This window comes from Nitrospinota bacterium, assembly GCA_016208975.1.
GTDB lineage: Bacteria > Nitrospinota_A > UBA7883 > UBA7883 > JACRLM01 > JACQXA01.
Genome location: JACQXA010000004.1, coordinates 748,929 through 772,603 on the forward strand (window position 1 = coordinate 748,929; position 23,675 = coordinate 772,603).

General features: G+C 56.5%; 23 protein-coding genes. 13 read left to right on the forward strand and 10 right to left on the reverse strand.

Going from position 1 to position 23,675, the window contains the following annotated elements; genetic code table 11:
* Positions 1 to 2 precede the first annotated feature (2 nt).
* Complete coding sequence (locus HY751_07200; protein MBI4666176.1) at positions 3 to 437, forward strand: hypothetical protein; 435 nt, start codon at positions 3 to 5, stop codon at positions 435 to 437.
* Here the strand turns inward: HY751_07200 and HY751_07205 are convergent.
* Both HY751_07205 and HY751_07210 read right to left on the reverse strand, forming a co-directional pair.
* Complete coding sequence (locus HY751_07205; protein MBI4666177.1) at positions 422 to 1,291, reverse strand: 2-oxoacid:ferredoxin oxidoreductase subunit beta; 870 nt, start codon at positions 1,289 to 1,291, stop codon at positions 422 to 424. The two genes, HY751_07200 and HY751_07205, sit on opposite strands and share 16 nt — an antisense overlap.
* Positions 1,288 to 3,006 carry a 2-oxoacid:acceptor oxidoreductase subunit alpha gene (locus HY751_07210; protein MBI4666178.1) on the reverse strand — a complete coding sequence of 573 codons (1,719 nt, stop codon included), beginning with the start codon at positions 3,004 to 3,006 and terminating at the stop codon, positions 1,288 to 1,290. The genes HY751_07205 and HY751_07210 overlap by 4 nt, the downstream gene beginning before the upstream one ends.
* 290 nt (positions 3,007 to 3,296) lie before the next feature.
* On the opposite strand from HY751_07210, the gene HY751_07215 reads away from it, so the two are divergent.
* The 10 genes from HY751_07215 to HY751_07260 all read left to right on the forward strand — a co-directional run bounded on the left by HY751_07215 (position 3,297) and on the right by HY751_07260 (position 11,734).
* The gene (locus HY751_07215) at positions 3,297 to 3,869 is read left to right on the forward strand and encodes a hypothetical protein (GenBank protein MBI4666179.1); all 573 of its coding nucleotides are present in this window, start codon (positions 3,297 to 3,299) and stop codon (positions 3,867 to 3,869) included.
* A 25-nt stretch (positions 3,870 to 3,894) separates the two neighbouring features.
* On the forward strand, positions 3,895 to 4,407 hold the full coding sequence (gene msrB, locus HY751_07220) for a peptide-methionine (R)-S-oxide reductase MsrB (protein MBI4666180.1): 513 nt from the start codon (positions 3,895 to 3,897) through the stop codon (positions 4,405 to 4,407).
* A gap of 27 nt (positions 4,408 to 4,434) precedes the next feature.
* Entirely contained in the window at positions 4,435 to 5,058 is a 624-nt protein-coding gene (gene msrA / locus HY751_07225; protein MBI4666181.1) for a peptide-methionine (S)-S-oxide reductase MsrA, read from the forward strand.
* A 228-nt stretch (positions 5,059 to 5,286) separates the two neighbouring features.
* Entirely contained in the window at positions 5,287 to 5,613 is a 327-nt protein-coding gene (yajC, locus tag HY751_07230; protein ID MBI4666182.1) for a preprotein translocase subunit YajC, read from the forward strand.
* Positions 5,606 to 7,153 (forward strand): protein translocase subunit SecD, encoded by a 1,548-nt coding sequence (gene secD, locus HY751_07235; protein MBI4666183.1) that lies wholly within the window; start codon positions 5,606 to 5,608, stop codon positions 7,151 to 7,153. Before yajC ends, secD begins: the two co-directional genes overlap by 8 nt.
* A 13-nt stretch (positions 7,154 to 7,166) precedes the next feature.
* The gene (gene secF / locus HY751_07240) at positions 7,167 to 8,120 is read left to right on the forward strand and encodes a protein translocase subunit SecF (GenBank protein MBI4666184.1); all 954 of its coding nucleotides are present in this window, start codon (positions 7,167 to 7,169) and stop codon (positions 8,118 to 8,120) included.
* Between the two features lie 2 nt (positions 8,121 to 8,122).
* Positions 8,123 to 8,395, forward strand: a complete 273-nt coding sequence (locus tag HY751_07245; GenBank protein ID MBI4666185.1) for a hypothetical protein — start codon at positions 8,123 to 8,125, stop codon at positions 8,393 to 8,395.
* A 105-nt stretch (positions 8,396 to 8,500) separates the two neighbouring features.
* Positions 8,501 to 9,277, forward strand: a complete 777-nt coding sequence (locus HY751_07250) for an outer membrane lipoprotein-sorting protein (protein MBI4666186.1) — start codon at positions 8,501 to 8,503, stop codon at positions 9,275 to 9,277.
* Entirely contained in the window at positions 9,274 to 10,494 is a 1,221-nt protein-coding gene (locus HY751_07255; protein ID MBI4666187.1) for an ABC transporter permease, read from the forward strand. Before HY751_07250 ends, HY751_07255 begins: the two co-directional genes overlap by 4 nt.
* A 4-nt stretch (positions 10,495 to 10,498) precedes the next feature.
* Complete coding sequence (locus tag HY751_07260; GenBank protein MBI4666188.1) at positions 10,499 to 11,734, forward strand: ABC transporter permease; 1,236 nt, start codon at positions 10,499 to 10,501, stop codon at positions 11,732 to 11,734.
* Between the two features lie 69 nt (positions 11,735 to 11,803).
* Here HY751_07260 and HY751_07265 read toward each other — a convergent pair whose 3' ends face one another.
* The 4 genes from HY751_07265 to HY751_07280 all read right to left on the reverse strand — a co-directional run bounded on the left by HY751_07265 (position 11,804) and on the right by HY751_07280 (position 18,033).
* Positions 11,804 to 12,817 (reverse strand): dimethyl sulfoxide reductase anchor subunit, encoded by a 1,014-nt coding sequence (locus tag HY751_07265; GenBank protein MBI4666189.1) that lies wholly within the window; start codon positions 12,815 to 12,817, stop codon positions 11,804 to 11,806.
* 16 nt (positions 12,818 to 12,833) lie between these two features.
* Complete coding sequence (locus HY751_07270) at positions 12,834 to 13,565, reverse strand: 4Fe-4S dicluster domain-containing protein (GenBank protein ID MBI4666190.1); 732 nt, start codon at positions 13,563 to 13,565, stop codon at positions 12,834 to 12,836.
* A 5-nt stretch (positions 13,566 to 13,570) separates the two neighbouring features.
* Positions 13,571 to 16,447, reverse strand: coding sequence for a molybdopterin oxidoreductase family protein (locus HY751_07275; GenBank protein ID MBI4666191.1), 2,877 nt, complete (start codon positions 16,445 to 16,447; stop codon positions 13,571 to 13,573).
* A 149-nt stretch (positions 16,448 to 16,596) separates the two neighbouring features.
* The gene (locus HY751_07280) at positions 16,597 to 18,033 is read right to left on the reverse strand and encodes a hypothetical protein (protein ID MBI4666192.1); all 1,437 of its coding nucleotides are present in this window, start codon (positions 18,031 to 18,033) and stop codon (positions 16,597 to 16,599) included.
* 288 nt (positions 18,034 to 18,321) lie between these two features.
* Here HY751_07280 and HY751_07285 point away from each other — a divergent pair, with 288 nt between their 5' ends.
* A complete protein-coding gene (locus HY751_07285) occupies positions 18,322 to 19,740 on the forward strand; it encodes a hypothetical protein (GenBank protein MBI4666193.1) in 1,419 nt (472 codons plus the stop codon).
* Positions 19,741 to 19,757: 17 nt separating this feature from the next.
* On the opposite strand, the gene HY751_07290 is transcribed toward HY751_07285, so the two are convergent.
* Together HY751_07290 and HY751_07295 are read right to left on the reverse strand one after the other, a co-directional pair.
* Positions 19,758 to 20,087: a hypothetical protein gene (locus tag HY751_07290; GenBank protein ID MBI4666194.1), complete on the reverse strand. Its 330-nt coding sequence runs from the start codon at positions 20,085 to 20,087 to the stop codon at positions 19,758 to 19,760.
* A 128-nt stretch (positions 20,088 to 20,215) separates the two neighbouring features.
* Positions 20,216 to 20,467 (reverse strand): helix-turn-helix domain-containing protein, encoded by a 252-nt coding sequence (locus HY751_07295; GenBank protein MBI4666195.1) that lies wholly within the window; start codon positions 20,465 to 20,467, stop codon positions 20,216 to 20,218.
* Positions 20,468 to 20,587: 120 nt separating this feature from the next.
* Here HY751_07295 and HY751_07300 point away from each other — a divergent pair, with 120 nt between their 5' ends.
* Positions 20,588 to 21,322 (forward strand): LexA family transcriptional regulator, encoded by a 735-nt coding sequence (locus HY751_07300; protein MBI4666196.1) that lies wholly within the window; start codon positions 20,588 to 20,590, stop codon positions 21,320 to 21,322.
* Between the two features lie 26 nt (positions 21,323 to 21,348).
* On the opposite strand, the gene HY751_07305 is transcribed toward HY751_07300, so the two are convergent.
* Together HY751_07305 and HY751_07310 are read right to left on the reverse strand one after the other, a co-directional pair.
* Positions 21,349 to 22,305: a chemotaxis protein CheV gene (locus tag HY751_07305; protein MBI4666197.1), complete on the reverse strand. Its 957-nt coding sequence runs from the start codon at positions 22,303 to 22,305 to the stop codon at positions 21,349 to 21,351.
* 241 nt (positions 22,306 to 22,546) lie between these two features.
* Complete coding sequence (locus tag HY751_07310) at positions 22,547 to 23,419, reverse strand: SDR family oxidoreductase (GenBank protein MBI4666198.1); 873 nt, start codon at positions 23,417 to 23,419, stop codon at positions 22,547 to 22,549.
* Between the last annotated feature and the right edge of the window lie 256 nt (positions 23,420 to 23,675).

Here is a 23,675-nt window from a genome sequence, read left to right on the forward strand (position 1 = left end):
CCATGGGCGTAAAAGACCGTAGCAACGAGAAGATGATATGGATCGCCGGGTGGTATGTGGCTTTTGTCTGGTTTTTCGCCATATCCGCCAACTGGTTACTTCAGGAAAACATAAGCCCCGGCAAATTCGGGATGGTGATTTTCCTCTTCGCCATTGCATTTATCCTGATATGCGCCCCCTGGTGGCAACCGCAAACCCCATACTGGCAATTGATGTGGCCGCTTTACGTCCTGTTCATCGTTTGCGTGGCCGCCTGGTATCAATACGGTCCCATCGGGGAGGGGACGGATTTCGTGTGGGGCGATTCACTCTATTACATCCCGGTTTTCATTCCCCTGTTCATGGTGGGCGGCAGACGATGGGCCGATGGGGACGCTGAAGATGATACCCCCGCGCCGCCGCCGCTCCGTAAACTGCCTTACTATATTTCCGAGTAAAACTCGTTGACCAGCGCCTCTATCTCCCCCCGCGGCCTTTCCCGCTTAACCAGAGGCTTCTCGCCCGGTTTAATGAAATGGTCCAGATATGACTCCGCCCTAGGGTTCTTGTATAGGACACCGGTGGGGATCCTCTCTCCCCATTCTAGTGCTTTTTCGAAGGCTTTCAGCTTGTCTGCCGGGTCATAGCCGTCCTCATCCAGCCTGTAAACCCTCTGCTGGTACCACTGGTATGTGTTCACCTTGTTGAACGAGACGCAAGGCTGTAAGACGTCTATCAACGCGAATCCCGGCGTTTTCACCCCTTCAACTATGAGGCTTGCCACATGGTCGGTATCTTTGGAAAAAGCCCTCGCCACGAAGGCCGCCTCCAGCGATATGGCCACCGCCAGAGGGTTGAACGGCGTGAGCACCACGCCGCCCGGCTGGGTTTTGGTTACAAACCCTATATCCGACGTGGGCGAGGCCTGCCCCTTGGTCAATCCATAAATCTGGTTGTTGTGGACTATCACCGTGATGTCTATGTTGCGGCGGATGGCGTGGATGAAATGGTTTCCACCCTCGCCGTAACAGTCCCCGTCACCGGTGGTCACCAACACCGTGAGCTCGTGATTGGCGCATTTGGCCCCGAAGGCCGGAGGCAACGCCCGCCCGTGCAGTCCGTTAAAGCCATTGGCATTGAGGTAATGGGGAAGTTTCGCCGCCTGCCCTATGCCGGACACCACCAGCACCTCCCCCGGTTTTTTGCCCAACGCAACAAGCGCCTGCTCCACGGATTTTAGAATCTGGAAATCCCCGCAACCCGGGCACCATGATGTCTCGCGTTCATAATGGAATTCACTTGTAGCGCTCATGCCAGCCTCGTCAAAATCTCCTGGGTAATGAATTGCACGCTGAAGGGTCGGCCATCATACCGGAGGATGGGCTCTTCCGTCCTGATCCCGGTTTCCCTCCTCAGCAGGCGGTTGAACTGGCCTTGTATGTTGTTCTCCACAACGAATATCTTTTTACAGCCCCTTAAAATCTCCAGTGTGTCTTCACCTGGGAATGGCCATATCCTGTTGAAATGGACCATCCCCAGTCCGCCACCCTCTTGCCCGAAATTATCCACGGTCTCTTTTACCGCGCCATAGGTAGAGCCCCAGCAGACCAGCGCGACCTGCGCTTTTTCAGGGCCATAATACTTTGGCCCGTATGGCTCGTTTTTCATCCCGATGAGTTTGCGGAACCGTTTCTCAGCCATTTTGCTGGATATCTCCGCGTCCTCGGATATGTGCCCGTCCTCTTCGTGCACGTGACAGTCGGAAATGAAATGGGTTCCCGCCTGGCCAAAATATGCGCGGGGGGATACGCCGGTTTCAGTGAAGCGATAGCGCAGGTATGGTTCTTTTCCCAAATGCTCGTTGGATATCAAATAGTTTTCGTTACGGATTTTGGGGATGTCCAGTTTGTCCAGCGTGCTGTAACTATCCACCAACAGCTGATCCCCCAGGATAAAAACCGGAACCTGGTATTTGTCCGCCAGATTCATGGCGGCGGCTGAAGTGTAGAAAGTCTCTTCCACCGTCCCGGGGGCGAAGATGAATCGGGGGAACTCGCCATGCCCAAGCGACAATACGAAATCCAGGTCTTCCTGCCCCGTCCTGGTGGGAAGCCCTGTGGCCGGACCGGGCCGCTGGAGATCGGCGATTACCAGCGGCGTTTCCATGATTCCAGCAAGGCTCACCCCTTCCACCATCAGCGCCAGCCCCCCGCCGGAAGTCATGGTGGCCGAGCGCGCCCCGGCGGCGGATGCGCCTATGGCCATGTTGATGGCGGCTATCTCGTCTTCCGCCTGCTCTGCGATTATGCCCACCCTGGCGGCCTTCTCGGCGATATATGTGAACACCCCGGTGGAGGGGGACATGGGGTAAGCCGCCACAAACCTTAAGCCACCGGCTATCATTCCAAGCCCCATAGCCTCGGCGCCATTCATAAGAAGCCTTTTTTCCCTCTGTGGGAGGGTAGGCATGAAATTGAAATGGCCGTTTATGGATGTCATGTAATCAAAACCAGCCTTGGCGGCCCGCACATTGTCTTCCAGGACTTTCCGGTTTTTCGAGAACCTCTTGGAGAAAACGCCGGAAAGGTCTGTAAGCCCCACCCCCAGTAGGGCCATGATGCCGCCCAACGCCACGGAATTTTGGTAAATGACGCCGCCATTCTCCTTGGCAAGCTTTAATAGCGGAGCCCCGGCCCATATGGTTCCATTGGCCCCTTGGGCTGGTTTGACGGATTCCATGTCATACACCACCACCGCAGGGTCTTCCAGCCTTCGCAGATGTTCATCCACACTGCGCTGATCCAGCGCCACCAGCATGTTCGCCCCGGCGGGAGTGGAGAATACAGGGGATTGGCTTATCCTGATGTTCATGAAATTGTGGCCACCCCTCACCCGGGACATGTAATTCTGGGAGGCGTACACGTGCCACCCGCCCTTGGTAAGTGTCTTCAACAGAAGACCGGAGATGGTGTTAAGCCCTTGCCCTGCCTGCCCAGCGATTATTATATTAAAATCCGTGGCTTTCATAACTTCATCAGCCCCCGGCCAGCAATCGTTTAAAATCCCTTTTACTGAGAATATATACCCTATTAGACTTAATATAAAGCTGATTCTAATAATCATTTTCAACGCCTAAATGCTGGTCATTTATCCTTTCGGGGGGGGGTACCGGGGTTTATTCATCACCTCTTATTGGGGGAATGATGGGTATCCTGATTGATCTCAGCGCCAAACCGCATGTCCTCTGGTTGGCTGTTTACAGGTAAAACAATGTAATATGGGATGACTGGTCACATACCCTGAATGAGGGGGCGTCCATGAGCATTGGGGAAGCAGAGATGGAAGTACGGCGGTCCGGGGGCCGCCGGTTATTCGCCGGTGTGTTCCAGCTCCGCTACCTGGCGCTTTTTATCCTGCCCATCACCCTTCCCTCATGCGCATGGACGGCGGAAGAGAGGGGCCTATTTTCATCCTATCTGGCCTTCTCGGCTATAGACGCCTGGCAAACGGACAAAGGGGCCAAAGCCGGGCTTGAAGAGTTGAACCCAATCTATAAAAACCAGGATGGGGTGGCGGATATCAGAAAAGTATTAGCCATGAAAATCGGCGGTGCGGCGCTTATAGCCCTTCTTCTGGACCAGGCCCGGGAAGACCGCCGGGAATTGCTGTATGCGGCCAATGGAATTCAAGGGGGCGTGGTGGTATGGAACAGCTATGCGCTGGAAGAGGTGGAGAAACTCCATAATCACCAGGCTGGTTTTGATGATTTTGGAGCCTCTTTGTCCTGCTACAAGGCGCGGGAAAACGCCCCAGTCCTTCCAGAAAGTTTGGGAATCCATATCCTATCCCGGCCAATTGCAAGGCCATATTTGCAAACCAATTTCCATTAACAGCATTAAGCGGTATATTATATATATGTTTAAGGGCTGGCATATATTAGTGGTTCTTTTTATTGGAGTGACTGCCACCATGGCGGAGCCTTGGGAGGTGAAAAAAATGTCCCCCGGACAGATACGCAAGATCCTCACTGCGGAACAGTACCATGTTACCCAGGAAAACGGCACTGAGCGGCCTTTTAACAACCTCTACTGGCAAAACCATGAGGCGGGCATTTACGTGGACATAGTTTCCGGCGAGCCTTTATTCAGCAGTCTGGACAAATATGATTCCGGAACAGGCTGGCCCAGCTTTACCAAGCCGCTGGAGAAGGCCAACATCGTGGAGAAAAGCGACTGGTCTTTCGTGATGTTCCGCACTGAAGTACGGAGCAAACATGGCGACAGCCATCTGGGCCATGTGTTCAACGACGGCCCGGCGCCAACCGGTTTGAGGTATTGCATGAATTCCGCCTCGTTGCGGTTTATCCCGGTAAAGGACTTGGAAAAGGAGGGGTATGGGGAATACCTCCACTTGTTTAAAACCAAGTAGGGTTGTTCTTCAATACCCGGTTATATTATGAAAACATTGGCGCTCATGGCCATTTTGGCCGTTACCATCGCCACTAACGCCATGGCCGCAGGCAAAGGGGATACGAAATTGGAAAAAGCCACATTCGCCGGTGGGTGTTTCTGGTGCATGGAGCCACCTTTCGAGAAAACGGAAGGGGTTATAAAAGTAATTTCCGGATATACCGGGGGCCATAAGGCGAACCCCACTTATAAAGAGGTATCATCGGGAACCACGGGGCACCTGGAGGCTATCGAGGTGCATTACGACGCCCAAAAGGTTTCCTATGGGAAACTGCTGGATGTCTTCTGGCGCAACATAGACCCCACGGACATGCATGGACAGTTCGTTGACCAGGGCTCCTCATACCGCCCGGCGATTTTCTACCATAGCCCGGAGCAAAAACAGCTGGCGGAAGAGTCCAAAAAGCTTTTACAGTTGTCCGGAAGGTTCAAAAAACCCATCGTGGTGGAGATAAGGCAAGCGGTGGAGTTCTACCCGGCGGAGGATTACCACCAGGATTACTACAAGAAAAGCGCCTTGCAATACAAGTTCTACCGCTACAATTCCGGACGAGACCAGTTTCTGCAAAAGTTCTGGGGAGAAGACATTCCTGACGTTCCCAAGAAGTAGCTTTCACGGCCCGCCAAGATAACAGGCAACCAGCAAGTCAACCAAAGGGGACTTGCGCCCCCGGCAAACACCCTTCACCGTGGTTTTTCCTTTGACCATCCACCGGACCGTGACAGCGCCCAAACCCCGGTTTCGCTTGCAAAACAGGCGGGTTTTGATTAGAGTTAACGTTTCATTTGACTCGGATAAAATATGATTTACCACATTTTGACAAGAACCGCGCTATCCATGGCCCCCGCTCCTGAAGGGGCTCCCAACCAGGAGGGGCACGCAGTGGTTATGGTGCTTTTCTACGTGGCGCTGTTCGCCATTTTCTATTTTTTGCTTATCCGGCCCCAGACAAAAAGGAACCGGGAGGTAAAATCCCTCCAGGAGTCGCTGAAAAAGGGGGACAGCGTCCTTACCAGCGGTGGCATGTTTGGGGTTATCTACAAGATAAAGGACGACGTGGTGACGGTGGAGATCGCCGAAAACGTCCGCGTTAAAATGCAAAAAAGCGCCATTTTAGAGCGCCTGAAAGACAACGAGGGGGCTGGAAAGCCGGACAATGAATAAAACCATTCTTTGGCGGTTCGGCCTTATCGCCGTTGTTGCGGCCATATGCCTATGGTCGGCCCTGCCTCTGGACAAGAAAATAAACCTGGGGCTGGACCTGCAGGGCGGCATGCACCTGGTTTACGAGGTGGATGCGGACAAGGCTGTGGTTTCTTCCCTGGATTCAGAGATGGACAGCCTGCGGCGGCACATGGAATCTAAAGGCGTGGTGGTGTCCTCCATCGGCAGGGACGGTGAGAATGTACGGGTTTCGCTTCCCGGCTCCGCCCAATCCGCCGACGCCGAGAAGAACATTGGCGATTTCGGCGCGTTCGAGGTAACCGGCAAAGAAGACGGCGGCTCCACGATCTCCATCGCCTACACCGCCGATTACAGAAAAACCGTCGCCGACAACGCCATAGACCAGGCGCTGGAAACCCTGCGCAACCGGGTGGACCAGTTCGGCGTGGCCGAGCCCACCATCCAGCGCGAGGGGGACAACCGCATCCTCATCCAGTTGCCCGGCGTGCAGGACCGGGACCGGGCCATGAACCTCATCGGCAAGACCGCCAGGCTGGAGTTCCGCATGGTGAACGACCAGTTCGCCCCGCAGGAGGCCCTGGAAAGGGGCGTCCCCTCGGATTCGGAGCTTCTATACGAACGCAAGCTGGATCCGATAACCAAACGGGTTTTGGAGAAGATACCCTACCTGGTGAAGAAAAAAGCCGATATGACCGGGGTGTTGGTGTCCAACGCCCGTGTGCAGGTGAACGAGATGAACATGCCCTATGTCTCGGTGGATTTCAACCGTGATGGGGCCCGGATATTCGGGGACCTTACCACCGCCAGCGTTGGCAAACGTATGGCCATAGTGCTGGACGGCAACGTGCATTCGGCCCCGGTTATCCGGGAGCCTATCACCGGCGGCACAGCCATGATAGAGGGCAACTTCAGCTATGAGGAGGCAAAGGACCTGGCCATTGTGCTCAGGGCCGGCGCCCTGCCCGCCCCGCTGATAAAACTCGAAGAGCGTTCCGTGGGCCCTTCTTTGGGGGCGGACTCCATACGCCACGGCGTTATGTCGGCCATGATAGGCGGCGCGCTGGTGGTGCTGTTCATGCTGGTTTACTATAAGTTCGGCGGGCTGATAGCTAACGTGGCTCTGGTGTTCAACATAATAATCCTGCTGGGGGCCATGGCCTATTTCGGGGCCACGCTGACCCTGCCGGGCATCGCCGGGGTGATACTCACCATAGGCATAGCCGTGGACGCAAACGTGCTGGTTTTCGAGCGGATACGGGAAGAGCTTTCCTTGGGCAAGACGGTGCGCACGGCGGTGGAGTTGGGTTTTTCCCGGGCGTTTTTAACCATATTGGACACCCACGTCACCACCATAGTGGCCGCCGTGGTGCTTTTCCAGTTCGGCACGGGACCGATTAAGGGGTTCGCCATAACCCTTTGCATAGGTATTGTGGCCAGCATATTTACCGCGGTGTTCGTGTCGCGGACATTTTTCCTGTGGTACCTTGCCTCCCGCAGGGTGGCCAAACTCTCCATATGAACGGTGTAGCCTGATGCGATTTTTAAAGTCCGATACGCATGTTGATTTTTTAGGCAAACGTAAAACGGCCATGTTGGTGTCGGCCGTTCTCGTGGCCGTGTCCATAATTTCCCTTGCGGTTAAAGGCCCTAATTACGGCATAGATTTCAAGGGGGGCACCCTTATCCAGCTCCGGTTCACGGAGCAGGCCCCCATTGGCGAAGTGCGCGAGGTTATAGGTTCGCTGAAGTTCGGCGATTATTCCATACAGGAATACGGAACAGCCAGCGACCTTCTGGTGCGCGTTCCCATAGAGGAAGAAAGCAAAGGGGGACAGACCCGCGCCCAGGTGGTGGAACAGGCCTTGCGGGGCAAGTTCGCCGGCAAGTTCACCGTGGAACGGGTGGAGATGGTGGGCCCTAAGGTTGGTAGCGACCTTCGCTGGAAAGCCGTGATGGCGGTGCTGTATTCGCTGGTGGGCATCCTTATTTACCTGGCGCTCAGGTTCGAGTTCCGGTTCGCCGCGGGAGCGGTGCTGGCCACCATCCACGACCCGCTGGTGATAATGGGCGCCCTTTCCCTTCTGGGCAAGGAATTCACGCTTACGGTACTGGCGGCGGTGCTTACCATAATCGGTTATTCGCTCAACGACACCATCGTGGTGTTCGACAGGATCCGCGAGAACATGCGGATAAAGAGGGGCATGCCCACCATAGACCTTTTAAACCTCTCGGTGAACCAGACTTTAAGCAGGACCATCCTCACCTCCGGCACCACCATGATCGTGGTAATAGCGCTTTTCCTGTTCGGCGGCGACGTGATACACGATTTCGCCTTCGCCTTGCTTGTGGGCATAGTGGTAGGCACATATTCATCCATTTATGTGGCCAGCCCAATCATATATTACTGGGACGAATGGGCGAAAAAGAAGGCTTACGCCCCATCCGTTGAAAAAGCAAAAAAAGAAAAAACCGGGAAGAAGGCTTGAAGATGGAATACGCCGAAGAGAAACGCCACAGCGCGAAGCCTTTGCTTATAGGGCTGGGCGTTTGCGCCGTGCTGGCATCCATCGCCATGTTTTACCTGGGCATGCGGGGCCTGGACATGGAATCGGACGAGCGCATTTTGAACCAGCTCATGCACGAGCGCACCCTGGCCTGCGCCGAGCCCGTGGATGAGGCTAAATGCTCCTCGGCCACAAAAGCCGTGAACGATTTTACCGCCCGCATGAAAACCAAAACCGCGGGAGCGAAGGGGAAATAACCATCCCCTTCCGCTACTCCTCTCCTTTGCCCCATCCCCCGTTCCGCCCCAAAATGGTAAACTGCCTTCATGAAACCACCGTATTGCGCCGCCGCGCGGAAAACCATGGCCATCATGGCGTTGGCCATAGCGATAGCCCTGCCGGGAGCTTATCAGGCGCAGGCTGAAACGCCCTCCTCGGCCCGGGCCGAGGCCATCTTGCGCAAGATAGATGACATGTGGCGAGGGATTTCCTCCCACGCAAAGCTTGCCATGAGCGTGAAAACCGCCAACTACACCCGTTCCATCAAACTGGAGGCATGGTCTTTGGGAAAAGAAAAAACCCTGGTGCGCATAATTTCCCCCCTTAAGGAGAAAGGGACGGCAACTCTAAAGTCCGGCGATACCATATACACCTATCTTCCCAAGACCGACCGCACCATCCGCCTCACCGCGGGCATGATGATGGGTTCATGGATGGGGAGCCATTTCACCAACGACGATCTGGTAAAAGAGTCGCGCCTTACGGATGACTACTTCGTGGAGATAACTTTCGATGGCGAGCGGGACGGAAAGAAGATGATGGATTTCGACCTGACCCCCAAACCGGAGGCGGCGGTGGTGTGGGGGAAAATCCAAATGGAGGTATGGGTGTCCGGCGAGGATTACATACCCGTACATGAGGTCTATTTTGACGAAGACCTCAAGCCGGCCCGGGTTATGACATTCCACAACGTAAGACTTTTTGGAGGGAGGCGGATCCCCGCCGTGCTGAAGGCGGTCCCCTCGAACCTACCCGGTGAATTTACGGAGCTTACATACGAAGCCATGGAGTTTGACATACCTCTGGCAGACTCCCTTTTCTCCCTCTCAGAGCTTCGCCGGGCCGCGGGCGCGCCATGAACCCCTTCGTGCTGGCCGCGCGCAACGTTACCCGCAACCGTCTGCGGGCGCTGGTCACCGTGGGCGCCATGGGCCTCGCCGGCGCGGTGATGGTTTTCTACACTTCACTGGTGGAGGGGATGGTGACAGTGATGATAGGGAACATTGTGGACATGGACACTGGCGATGTCCAGATCCATCGCGAAGGATACAGGCAAGACCCGGATTTTTACAAAACCATACCCGATGGGGGGGCGTTGAGGGCAAAGCTTGAGTCCAGGGGTTTTTATGTGGCGGAACGGCTGTACGGTTTCGGCCTGCTGGCGGCGGGCTCCAGAAGCGCGGGTGTGTCCATCCGTGGGGTGGATCCGGCCCATGAATTTAACGTCACCTACCTGCACCGGCACTTGCTGGCTGGTGAATGGATCGCCGATGACGACCCAAAAGGGGTGGTAATCGGTAAAAAACTGGCGCGTGCGCTGGGTGTTTGGGTAGGGTCTGAAGTGGTGGCGGTGGGACAGGCGGCGGACGGCTCCATGGCCAACGACATTTACCGGGTGCGGGGGGTTTTAAAATCGGTCAGCGAAGGGCTGGACCGGGGCGGGCTTGTTATGACCGGGAACGCTTTCAGGGAGTTCATGGCCCTGCCGGAAGGCGCCCACGAAATAGCCGTAAAAAGGAAGAACCCATCAGCGAATCTGGACGAGGCTTTAGCGGCGGTGACTGTGGCCGCGCCGGGGATGGAGGTGAAAGACTGGCGCCAGCTGAGGCCGGTGGTAGCCCGGGTGTTCGAGCTATTGGACGTGGTAATGGCGTTCATGATACTGCTTACATACACGGCCATCGGGCTGGTAACTTTCAACGCGATGCTCATGAGCGTATTCGAGAGGATTCCCGAATTCGGTGTGATGAAGGCTATCGGCGTGTCACCCGGGCAGGTTATGGGGCTTGTGCTGGCCGAGGCGCTGGCGCTGGCCACGGCGGCTTGCGCGCTGGCGCTGGCGGCGGGCTTGCCCGTGGCGCTCCATTACCAGGCCCATGGGCTGGACCTGTCGTGGGCATGGAAAGGGGGCTCTTTCGGCGGCGTGGCTTTCGATCCCATTTGGAAAGCCAAGGTGACGCTTAAAACGGTGCTCGAGCCGCTGGTGTTCCTGTTCATTGTCGCCATGGGGGCGGTGGTTTACCCTGGCATAAAGGCGGCCATTCTCCATCCGGCCCAGGCCATCCGCCACAGGTGATTCCATGTTGTTAAAGCTTTCGTGGAGAAACATCCAGCGGCGCAAACGCCGGACGTTCGTCACGGCCCTCACGGTGGCTTTCGGCGTGTTCCTTTCAGTAACCTTCACCGCCATGGGCGATTACTCTTACACCAATATGATAAACACCAGCGCCAGGATGGGGTTCGGCCATGTGACGGTGGAACCGCAAGGGTATAACGCAAGCCCCGCGCTGGACAAAAGAATAGCCGGGACGGAAGAAATTTCGAAAACCATCGCGCGCCTGCCGGATGTGGAGCGGACAGCGTCCCGCATCACCGGCCAGGCCATGTTCTCGTCGGCGGCGAAAAGCGTGGGTGGGATTTTCATGGCCATAGATCCGGCGGTGGAAGGGCCGGATATAAACGTTTATGTGGGCTCCCTGGTGGAGGGGAAGGCGCCATCAAAACCCGATGGCCGGGAAGCTCTGGTGGGGGTGAAGCTCAAGGAGAAGCTTAACCTGGGGCTTGGGAAAAAGTTCGTGTTTACAACCACCGACGCGCATGGGGAGCTCATAAGTGAAGTGGCGCGGGTGGCCGGTGTGTTCAAAACGGGGGTGGACGAGGTGGACGGGGCCACGGTGATCTTGCCCATCGGCCTCGCCCGCACAGCGTTGGGATATGCCGCTGATGAGGCCACCTTGATATCCGTTTTCATCAGCGACCATCGCGACGCCGGCAAGGCCAGGGCGAGCATCGCCAATGCCATCAAAGGAAAACCGGCGGAAGTCCTCACATGGAGCGAAACCCAGGCGGACCTGGCGGGGCATATCGCCGTGGACCAGGCGTCCAACTACATCTACCAGTTTCTGGTGGGGATAATGATAGCCGCAGGCATCCTGAACACCATCATGATGGGAGTGCTGGAGCGGTGGCGGGAATTCGGCGTGATGATAGCCGTGGGCTTGAGCCCCATAAAACTTTTCGCCATGGTCCTGCTGGAGTCATTATGGCTGGGGATTGCCGGGCTGATCCTGGGCGTGATCATCACCACGCCATGGTATCTCTACATGAAGAACACCGGACTGGATTTAAGCTTCTATCTTGTGGAAGGCTCAGACATAAGCGGCGTGCTTTTGGATCCGGTAATGAAGTTCCGGCTGTACCGGGAAAGCGTGATGGGCATCCTCACTGGTGTGTTTTTCCTTACGCTGGTGGCGGGGCTGTACCCCGCCTGGAAAGCCGGGCGTGTGAACCCGGTGGATACGCTGAAGGATTTATAGATAAACTCCGGGGTGGCCTTTTTGGAGGCGATTCTTTACAGCTTAAAAGCCGCCCCCGGAGCGCTACACCTATCTGGGCGCGGGCGTGCCCGCCTTGGCCCGCTGAAGTAGCGGGTTTGATATGCCCTTCTCGATGAAATTGCCGTAATACAAGTTTTGCGCGTGGTTGCCGTCCGTGAAAAACAGCCACCGCTCCAGGAAGGCTCCAGTCACCGCCAATAGCGCCGCCACAACCGCCATGGAGCCCTGGGAACCGCTTAACAGAGGCATGTAATCCATGGTAAGGACAACAAAGGGAACCACGAACAGTATTAGCAGAGCCACGGCCCTCAACACGCTCCGGTTTAATCCCGTCCGGTACGCGTACTCCTTGGTGTTGTAATGGTCGTAGCTTACTCCCATGTCCATAAGTTTTATAAGCGAATGGCTAAACCCTGTAGCCGTCTGGGCGTTGGTGGAACTGTAAATGTGGGCGTTGTGATGGTACGACATGGCTTTTGTTAATAGCCCCAGCGACATCACGGCGAATGCGCCGCGCAACGCCGCCAGAGTTCCCTCCGCGGGCGCTCCCAACAGCTCCAGAACCGCCACGCCAGCCACAGAGCCAGTTGCCAGCCCCACCAGCGCGTAGTTGATGGGCGTATAAACGTTGCTCCATTCTTTTATGAAGCGGATCTTGGCGTATAGCATGCCTGACGCCAGGTAAAGCCACAGCGCCGCCACAATGCCGAGGGAACCCACGGCGTAGCGAATCCAAATATCCACCCCCGCATAGGCGCAAAGACCGTAAAGGGCCGCAAGGCCCTGGAACGCGGGCAACAGGACCACCTCACGGGAGAGCCACGATTTTTTCCACTGCAGTATGGCCTTCCAGCCCCGTTCCGGATGGGTGAGGTGGAAGAAGGAAGCCGCCGTTCCCGCCAGGGTGAAAGCCAAAGCGGCGCCTGCGCCCGCCACAGCCGCGTCCGCGGGCAGGCCGCCCGTTCCCGATAACCTTATATCAGCGCCCACCAGAAAAGCGAAAAGCCCCTGGCCCACACCGGCCAGGACAGTGAGCAGTATCAGCGATAATTCAGGATGCATCTTTTTAGTCCCTTTCCTATCCGCCCAACCCGTGGTCTTCCAGCGTCGTCTCCGCGTCGGCCAGGATTTTCCTTTCGGCCTTGATAGCCTCGTGTTTGACCACCGTTATCTGCGCCTGATCCAGAGGAATATGCGCCCTGCGCCGGGGAAGGTAATGGTTGCTCGGGTTTGTTCCCGCCTCGGGCATCAGCTTGTAGCCCATCTTTTCCCGGATGGCCACCGAGGCTTCGGATGCCGGGTCGTGAATGTCGCCGAATATCCTGGCGCCCGCCGGGCAGGCCAGCACGCAGGCCGGTTTCCGCTCATCCTCGGGTAGCGACTGGTCGTAGATCCTGTCAACGCAGAGGGTGCATTTTTTCATGACCCCTTCGGTGTCGTCGAACTCCCGGCACCCGTAGGGGCAGGCCCACGAGCAGTATTTGCACCCGATGCAGTCATCATAGTTGACCAGAACGATGCCGTCCTCCAGCCTCTTGTGCGAGGCGTTGGTGGGGCAAACCTCCACGCATGGCGCGTCCACGCAATGCAGGCACGATTTGGGGAAATACATCACCTCCACGTCCGGGAACTCCCCCACCTCGTATGTCTGCACCCGGTTGAACCATACCCCGTCGGGTTTTTCGCCGTAAGGCTGTTTGTCGGTCAACGGGCCGAACTGGCCGGAGGTGTTCCACGACTTGCAGTTCACCGCGCAGGCGTGGCATCCCACACACTTGTTCAAATCTATTACCAGCGCAAGCTGTGTCATGGCTGTTATTTACCCCCCTTCCTGGTGGTGTACTGAAGGATCTCCGCCCTCTTCTCCATGTGGGGCAATGGCTTTAACGGCGGGAACTGGGGCCAATGCCCCTCCTCATCGGCCTTGTATATCCTCACCCGCAGGTCGTACCACGCCGCCTGGCCGGTAATGGGGTCGGAGTTGGATATTTTCCCGCCGTTCCCGTCTGGCAGTTCCTCGGTAATACAATGGTTCAGCAGGAACCCTTTGGTGGCCTCCTCCGCTTTTGGATGGAGGTTCCAAGCTCCGGCCATCTTGCCGATGCCGTTCCACGTCCACACCGTGTCAGGCTGGACGGCGTGGGAGAACTTCGCCTGGACGCGGATCTTCCCGTGGGCCGATTCCACCCATATCCAGTCCATGTCATTGACGCCTATCTCCCTGGCCTTCAACGGGTTTATGTACATGAAGTTCTGCCCGATGATCTGGCGGAGCCACGCGTTCTGCGAGTCCCACGAATGGTACATGGGCATGGGCCGCTGGGTGATGGCGTGGATGGTGTATTTGCCGGTGTCCACCTTCTCGTCCTCTATGGGAGGGTACCAGAAGGGAACCGGGTCGAAATACTTCAGCAGGCGCGCCTTCTGGGCGGCGGTGGCCGGTTTTCTGCCGGGCCGCGTGCCCTTGGCCGCCAGCCGGAACCTCTGCAAGACCTCGGAGTATATCTTCATGATGATAGGGTCGTTCCGCCTTATCAGCTTGTGGTCCAGCGCCCAGTTGAGATACCCCTGGTTTATGTTGCGGTGGTACTGGATAGACTCCTCCAGCTCGAACTGGAAGAAACATCCGTTCTTAATGTACATATCCCACTGGTTTGGGTTCGGCTCGCCTATCAGATGCTCGTCGCCATCTTTGCCGCGCCAGCCTGCCAGGAAACCTATGGGAGTGTCCGGCGCCACGGTCCAGTTGGTGATGAAGTCGTTGTAGCCTTTGAATTTCGGTTTGCCGGACTCGTCGCAGAAACCCTGAAGGCCCAACATGCCCGCAAGCTTTATTAAAGTCTCCTGGAACGGCTCGCACCCTTCCGGAGCCGGGAGTATCGGCTGGCGGATGGAGTCCACCACGCTGGTAAAATCGCTGATGGGCCTGTCCAACAGCGATATGACGTCGTACCGTTCAAGATAAGTGGTGTCTGGCAGGACCAGGTCGGCGAAGGCCACCATCTCCGAATAGAACGCGTCGGACACCACCAGAAAAGGTATTTTGTGCGTCCCGTCCGGCTCTTTGTCTTTCAGCATCTCTATCATGGCCGAGGTGTTCATGGAGGAGTTCCACGCCATGTTGGCCATGAAGAATATCAGGGTGTCTATCTTGTAGGGGTCTCCCCTCCAGGCGTTGGTTATGACGTTCTGGATCATCCCGTGGGCCGTAATGGGGAATTCCCACGAATACGCCTTGTCTATGCGCACCGGCGTGCCGTCGGGATTTATCATAAGGTTCTCGGGCTTGGTGGGGAACCCCAGCTCCGGGTTGGGGAGCGGCGTATTGGGTTTCACCAGCGCCGGATCGTCAATGGGTTTCGGGCACGGGGGGATGGGCCGCGGATACGGCGGTTTGTGCCGGAATGCGCCGGGCCGGTCTATAAGGCCAAGGGTCATCATCAGCGCCGATAACGCCCGGCCCGTCTGGAACCCGTTGGAGTGGGCGGCGATGCCCCTCATGGCGTGGATGGACACCGGGTTGCCCGTAACGGAGGTGTGATGGTTGCCCCAGGCGTCGGTCCACTCTATTGGTAGCGTTATTTTCTCGTCCCGCGCCACCACTCCCATTTCCAAAGCTATGCGCTCTATCTGCGAGGCGGGAACGCCGGCGATTTTAGACATCTTAGAAGGCTCGTAATCGGCTAACACCCGCTCCGCCAAAAGCTGGAACGAGGTTTTTACGGTCTTGCCGTCCGGCGTCTTGAACTGGCCCAACAGCGCGGGCTCCACCCCCTTGGCCATGAACGGCCTGGGGGAGTTTGTCACCGTGTCCCAAACGTAATTCTGGTTGGTGTCGCTGTCCTCGAATTTGCCTTCCTGCCAGAACAGCCCTTCGTCCTCTCCGCCCTCGTCCATCACCACAAGCTGGGGCGCGTTTGTGTGGGTCAGCAGGAATTCCCGGTCGTAAAGCCCGTTCTTTATTATCACGTGGAGCATGGAGAGGAGCAGGGCCCCGTCGGTTCCGGGCCTCACGGGAACCCACTCGTCGGCCACAGCCCCGTAACCGGAGCGGACGGGGTTTACCACCACCAGTTTACCGCCACGGTCTTTTAACCGGCCTATGCCTATCTTAAAGGGGTTGCTGTCATGGTCCTCCGCCACGCCGATAAGAAGGAGGTATTTTGTGCGGTCCCAGTCCGGCCCGCCAAACTCCCATCCTGTGCCGCCGATGGAGTAGATCATGGAGGTGGCCATGTTCACCGAGCAGAAACCGCCGTGGGCGGCGAAATTGGGGGTTCCGAACTGTTTGGCGAAATAGCTGGTGAGCGCCTGCATCTGGTCGCGCCCGGTGAAGAAGGCCAGCTTCTTGGGGTCGGTGGCGCGGATTTTGGCCAGCCGTTCGGCTAGGATCGAGTAAGCGCGGTCCCACGAAATCTCCTCGAAATCGGCGGCTCCCCGTTCGGCCCCCTCTTTGCGGAGTAGCGGCTTTTTGATACGCGCAGGGCTCACCTGTTTCATGATGCCCGCCGAGCCCTTGGCGCAAATAACCCCCTTGTTAGTGGGATGAGCCGGATTACCCTGGATGAAACGCGGCATGCCGTTCTCTATGGTCACTTTTATCCCGCACCGGCACGAGCACATATAGCACGTGGTGTACTTTACCTGGGCTCCGCTTGTATCCGCCGCTTCCGGCATGACCGCTCCTTCCATTGGGTTTCGAACATGATAGAACTGGTACTGATACTTAATGGTAGAGGGAAGGGAGCGGCCCGGGCCAATTAATATTTTTAATGGGGGTATATGGGAACTGGCAAGCTACGCCCCCGCGGGAATCCCGGGGGCGGCTTGATTTGCGCCAGTCAGTTCCGGCCCGCGCCGTCCATATTGGAGGAGCCTATGAGGATGGAAAGCGCCGTAACGGTGTCCTGCATGCTACCGGCCTGGGCGGACAGCTCCTCGGAGGCCGCCGCCGTCTCCTCGGCGTTGGCGGCGGAGCGGTGGGTAACCGCGTCCATCTGAGACACGGCTTCGTTCACCTGCTCCACCCCCTGCGCCTGGCTTTGCGAAGCGGAGGTTATCTCCTGGACGATCCCCGCCACGTTTTTAATTTTCCCCACAAGTTTCACAAGGATATCGTTGGCCTGCCGGGCGGTAAGGTTCCCCTCCGTGACCCTGGCATGGGATTCCCCGATAAGCGCGGAAGTCTCCTTCACGGCGTTGCCGGACCTTAACGCCAGGTTGCGAACCTCTTCGGCCACCACCGCGAAACCTTTCCCGTGCTCTCCCGCCCGGGCCGCTTCCACCGCCGCATTTAGGGCCAGCAGGTTCGTCTGGAAGGCTATTTCCTCGATGACCTTGAGGATATCGCCTATTTTTCTGGAGGAGGTGTCTATGGAGTCCATGGCCTTTATCATGGCGCCCATGGCCTCGGCCCCACGCTGGGCTTCGGCGCTGGCCTCCAGCGCGATGGTTTGGGCCTGGCCGGAGTTGTCCGCGTTGCGCCGGGCCTCCTCTGCCACGCCGCCCAAGGTGGCCGTGGTCTGGGCCAGCGATGAAGCCTGCTGTGTGGCCCCCTCCGCCAAGGACTGGCTGGCGGCTGAAAGCTGTTTAGACGCCGCGGCCACCTGCTCCGCCCCCCCAGACAATTCCCCGGCCATGGCGGTAAGGTGTTTGCGCATGGAAGAGCATATCCTCCAGGCGATTGCTGAACCCAAAATCAACCCGGCGGCCATGAGGACAATTCCCGCGGTTTTGCTGGCGCTAGATTGGGAGTTGAGGTTCGCCACGGAGTCATCCAGCTCCTTACGGGATCCTTCCACCACTTTGTCCACGGCCACATGCAACTTCTCGGCGTATGGGTCAAACTGCTCCATCATCACGTTACCGGCTTCCGGTCCGCCGTCTATATACGCCTGGGCCATTTTGCGGCCCATTTGGTAATACCCTTCGAAATCCTCCCCGGTCTGGCGCAGTTGGGCCTCCCATGGGGTGCCAGCGTACAGTTTTTCCAGTTCACCGGCTTTTTGCCTGAACAGCTGGGCGTATTTTTCAGCTTCATCGAACCCGTCGTTGAAACCTTCGGCGCCCCGGGTGGCGGATATGTCCGTCAACCATTGTTGCACCTGGATAACCGCCATGCTCATCTCGCTGGCGGCCTTGCTTCGCATGCTAACATGGCTTATGGTTTCGGCCTCATGGAGGCATTCACCAGCCACATAAACTGAATAACCGCCAAGCGCCAGCAACAGGGCAAGCGCCACCCCAAAACCGCCATATACTTTTTGGATAATGTTCATAGCCTCCCCCTCATGGCTAGATCCGGCCCCGGACGAAGATACCGCGATTTCCCATACGGCGTAATGTGGAAGATAACGTTTGCGAACGCGGCCAGCAAGACAAAGATATTCAGGCAGGTATTATACATATTTTGAAAAATCCGGTGAATCGTTAAATTCAATCCGTTGGTGGACAATGTTTCAATAAGCAGTTTTTTGGATACCTCTTCACTGCAAGTGATAAACGCGGTATTATTTTTTGAGCGAACACAATCTTAACGTTTCCTCCAAAGAAAACCCGGGGTATCAATGAGATGGTTTGAAGGCAGGTCTTTAAGTTTTAAAATAATCTTCCCGCTCGGTGTCATTTTCGCTCTCACCTCGGTAGCCAATATCATCTGGGCTGGCCGGAGCCAACAGGACCAGGCCATAGAACAGGCCAGAATCCGCGCCCTGGAGATCGCCGACGTAACCTTGAGCTCCCTGAACAACCTTATGGTGGCCGGGGCCATGGACAGGCGGCAGACCCTTCTGAACATGATCGGGCAGATGGAAGGGATAAAAGACGTCCGGGTGGTCCGGGGCAAGGCCATCAATGAACAGCTAGGCGATGGAACCCCGGATGAAGCCCCGAAAACCGATAGCGACAATCGGGTTTTGGCCTCCGGCAAGCCGGAGTTCGATTACCAAAAGGGGGAGCTTAAAGCGACCCTCCCGTTCCTCCTGTCGGCCAACTGGCGGGGGGTGAACTGTTTCGACTGCCATCAGGGCAAGGAGGGGGAAGCCGTGGGCGCCCTGGCCCTCACAATCTCCATGAAAGAGGTGGAGGATTCCATCACCAAAGGCAAAATACTCTTCGGCGCGTTTTTCGCCGTGGAGGGGCTTATCATGCTGGGCATCCTGTTTTACGTCATCCATTACAAGGCGGGCGTAATGCTGGAAAACCTTGCAGGGGGGCTCTCTACTGAAACCATGGGGGTTACGGAGGCGTCCGGCCAGATAATCGCCACCGGGGAGGAATTAAAAGATGGAGCGGCGGAGCAGGAACGGGCATTGGCAAACGTTTCCGGCTCGCTGTCGCGGATGACGGAGCTTATCAAGTCTGCCGAGGATGAGTCGGCCAAGGTCAAGAAGCTGATGACCCAAGTGGAGGGAATTGTGGACAGGGGCGCTACGTCCATGGACAGGACGATGGAAGCCATGGATTCCATCCGGCAATCTTCCGGGAAAATAGGCTCCATCATAAAACTCATAGAAGACATAGCCGCCCAAACCAACCTATTGGCCCTAAACGCGGCTGTGGAGGCGGCCAGGGCCGGCGAAAGCGGTAAAGGGTTCGCCGTGGTGGCCGAGGAGGTGCGCTCTTTGGCGATGAGGGTGGGGTCTGCGGCGAAGGAGACATCCGGTTTCCTGCAGGAATCCATCGAAAACACCGAAAACGGCGGCAAGCTGGCCAGCGAGACCCACGGCGTGCTGACGAAAATCCGCAAGTCCGTCGAGGATGTTGTGGAGCATGTGAACAAAATGGCGGATATGGCTGGCGAACAGGCTTCCAGCGTATCGGTGGTGGACGCCACCATGGCGGAACTTGGCCGGGTCACTAAAACCGCCGCCAAAGGCGCCGGGGAAGCCGCCGAGGCCGCCACCCATCTTCGCGAACAGGCCGAGGAGTTAAACGAGATAGTCCGGCAGTTGCGGCAGATGGTTAAAGGGGAGGAAAAGGATTAACCGGCCTTTTCAAGGCTTTAGTACTTGGCGCCGAATTTCTGGGTATAGCGGATTATTTCGTCCAGCGCGGCGCGGAAGATGGTGAACTGTTTCTCCGAGATGGCCTTGTTCTTCTCCACAAGCTCCGCCACGTAGAACACGCCGAACACCATGTTGTTCCACTGGTTGAAAAACCGCTCGATTATCCTGGAGCGGCCATCCACCGTGTCGTATCCCACCATGAGGCGTTTATGGATGTCCAGCAAAGCCTTGGCGTAATCCTGTATCCGGGACATGTCCGCGTCTTTATATGAACTGCTCCCCATCGCCGACTGCACATCTTTAGTGACGGCGGTAAGCTCTTTCACATAATCCTGAATGGCGCCCTAGCCAGCCTGACTGCTCATCTAAAATATAATTTTGCTTTGATGGACATGACTACCCGAAGAACATGATTATAAGCTAACCGGCGGTTAAAGTGTATTATTGTAAAAAATCAAAAGGCCACTTTTTTTTCGTACCTCTCCACCGAGTCACTGTCCACACGGTACACCCCGCGGATTTTAAGCCCCCGCAATTGCCCCTCGTCTATCAGCCTTATGATGGTGGCAACGCTCACCCCCCACCGCGCCATAAGCTGGGACGTGGTGTAGAACCTGCGCCTGCCGGAGGCCGGGGGATTGCCCGGCGCGGGTATCCTGCCGCAGGACCCCAGCCCCAAACCGCCCGACTTGCTTTTTTTCCCCACCTCAGGAACCTCCCAAGAAAAGAAGATTTTTTTGACTTGTAAATGCCCGGCCACCGAATTAAAATCCTAATTAACTGAAGCGTTAATTGTCAATAAAATTTTGAACTTTTGCGTAAAAACATGATAGACCGCAAGGCTTTGGCCAAAAGGATAAAGGATGTCCGGGGGGAGCGGACGCTGAAGGAATTCGCCGAGCTGGTCGGCGTCTCCCATACCTCCATAAGGAGGTACGAGGAGGGCGCCATGCCAGACATAGACATATTGCTGAAGATAGCCGAGGTGGCCGGGATGGACCTGGGGAGGCTCATCACCGGCAAGCCACTCCCGGCGGACGTGAGGGACACCAAGCCGGTCATCTTCCATCTTCATCCATCCCGGGGCGCGGCGAGGGGTTTCGCCGAGCCCGCGTTCCCTTCGGGCCGGGAGGGGGAGCATTACATCAGCGTCCCCCTTACCGAGGGGCGAATAGCCGCCGGGATGCCCATCATCACGGAAGAAAACGTGATAGACCACATCCTTTTGCATATGAGGGTTTTAAAACAGTCCGGCGCATCCAAAAACCTTATAGCCTGCCGCGTGCAGGGGGAATCCATGCTACCTCACCTAAACCCGGGCGACATTGTGATAATAGACCGGGACGTGGACAAGGAAAGGATACTGGAGCGGAAGATATACGCCGTTTACGAGGGGGGGGGCATCACCGCCAAGATGCTCCAGAAAGACGGTAGCCATTTATATCTAATACCATTAAACCTGGCGGAAAAAATCCAGCATATAGACCTGCGGGAAAACGAGAACCCCATTGTGGGGCTTGTCATAGGCGCATGGCGCAACTTCGAGGGGAGGGTTATCTAACGGCCCGCCGCCTATTGGGGTTCCGGCTAGTCTTTGCCCAGGCAGAGGCGGTCGAGCATATGCACAAGGTCGCCTATCTCCAGCTTGTTCAGCCAGGCGTCGGCCCCGACCGTCTTGCACTTGTGGATCATGGCGTCGTTAATCAGCGATGAAAATATGACCACCGGCAATTCCTTCAAGCCAAGTTCTTCCTTCACCCGTCTGCATACCGTAAGCCCGTCCATCTGCGGCATTTCCACGTCTGTCACCAGCGTACACACATAATCGGTCACCGGTTTGCCCTCACGTTTGGCCCGGGCCGCAAGCTGGGCCACATGGTCGAAAGCGTCCAGGCCGTTATCGAAACTTGTGATGTTGGAGTAGCCCACTTCCTGGGCCACGGAAATGGTTTTGGCCCGCACGATGGGAGAATCCTCCGCCAGAACGATATGCTTCATCTGGCGCTCGTGGTGCCGCTGGTCTATGTTGGCGGCGTGCTTCGGATCTTCATCCTCGTGGTACACAAGCCTCGTTTTGGGGTATATGTCCGCCAGGATATGCTCCAGGTCTATAAGCAAAATGTTGCGCTTGTTTATGGTGACGGAGGATGTGACGGCCGGGCGGTGCTGGGCGATGATGGGGGGCAACGGCGTTATCTCCGACCATGAGCACCGGTGGATCTGGTTGATGCCGTCCACCAGGAAACCGTTTGTAAGGTTGTTGAACGAGCAGACCATCACCACACGAAACCTGTCCTCCTGGTCCTTGAGCGGGACATCCAGGTGTTTTGCAAGGTTGATCAGGGTAATGGTGGAATCCCGAAGGATAAAAACACCCATAACGGAAGGGTAAGCCTCCGGCACGGAAGATACGGACTTGGGATTGTACGTGAGGATCTCCCGTATCTTGGAGACGTTTACGCCGAAGCTCTGGGAGCCCAGCATAAACTCCAGAATCTCAACTTCGTTTGTGCCGCTTTCCAGCAGGATGTCTGTTTTGCTCATTTGCCCTATTAATTGTGAAAGGCTCCTTTACATCCCCATTCCGGCCAAGAATACATCTTTTTCGCCTGATTAACCAGACCTAAGGCCGCTTAGCCACGGGTAACGATGATATAAGGAACCGGCATGGAGCGGTATGATGGCCGTTCCATGCCGCTTGCCGGGATCAGGCTTTGGAACACGCAAGATCCCAAAGCTTCACAACCGCTATCCCGGCATTTTACCTCCCCATGGAAAACGGAAGCTAGTGGTGCACCAGTTCTCCAAGGAACACATCCGAGTAATCGTGGAGGAACTCCTCCAGCCGTCTGGGTTTAACGCCGGTGATATCCGCCACTGCGGTGGACAGCCTGGCTCCACGCCCTGTCCTGAACATCTCGAACAGCTTGCGTATGTCATCGGCGAACCATTCTGGCATGCCGCCGTGGATCAAGGCCTTCCTGGCGTCGGCCAGAGTGATATCGACGTAGGACACATGCCTTCCGGTGATCTCGGAGATGAGCCCGGCGATCTTTTCATAACTCAGGGCCTCCGGGCCTGTAAGCTCGTAGGTCTTCCCTTCGTGCCCTTTGCCAACAAGAATCGTCACGGCCACCGCGGCTATGTCCCTGGCGTCGATGAGCGCCAGCCTGGCGTCTTTCATCGGAACGCGCAAGACCCCTTCCGTCCGGATTTCAGGCGCGTACATCAGCAGGTTTTGCATGAACATCACAGGACGGAGGATGCTGTAAGGTATGCCTGACTTTTTGATCTCCTCCTCGGTTTTCCAGTGCCAGCGGGCCAGCGACACAGTCGAATCGGCGCCTGCGCCAAACGCCGATTGTTTTACAATCAGCGAAACCTTGGCCTTTTTGGCGGCCTTCACCACGTTCCCCTGCAGTTTTACCTGGTCGGGATCCGGCGAGGAAAGCAGGAACACCCGTGTAATGCCCAGCATTGCCTTATCCAGCGCAACGGTATCGCTAAGGTCGCCCTTGAATATCTCCATCCTGGGAATGTTCAAGGCCGTGGCCTTCTTTGTGTTTCTCACGTACGCCCGGAACGTCTCGCCCCTGGCGGAAAGCAGTTTCACCAACTCGCTTCCAATAGTTCCGGTAGCTCCTGTTACTAAAATCATGATGAGCCTCCCTATGAGAGGTTTATCGGCAGGCCGTCCGGCGGGCGCTTTTGACAACGCCCGGGAGGGCGGTCTTAATCACGGCTTTTCTAAACAATGAAAAGCTTAACTACATTATAGGCCGAACGGCTGAAAAGGGATTGGTCAACAAGGCAGGCAAAAAAGGGGCGGAAAGCCAATTTTGCGCATAACCATCTGAATATCAATAATATGCCACTGGAACATCTTGTGTTTCAGCGAAACCGCGCCAGGCTTC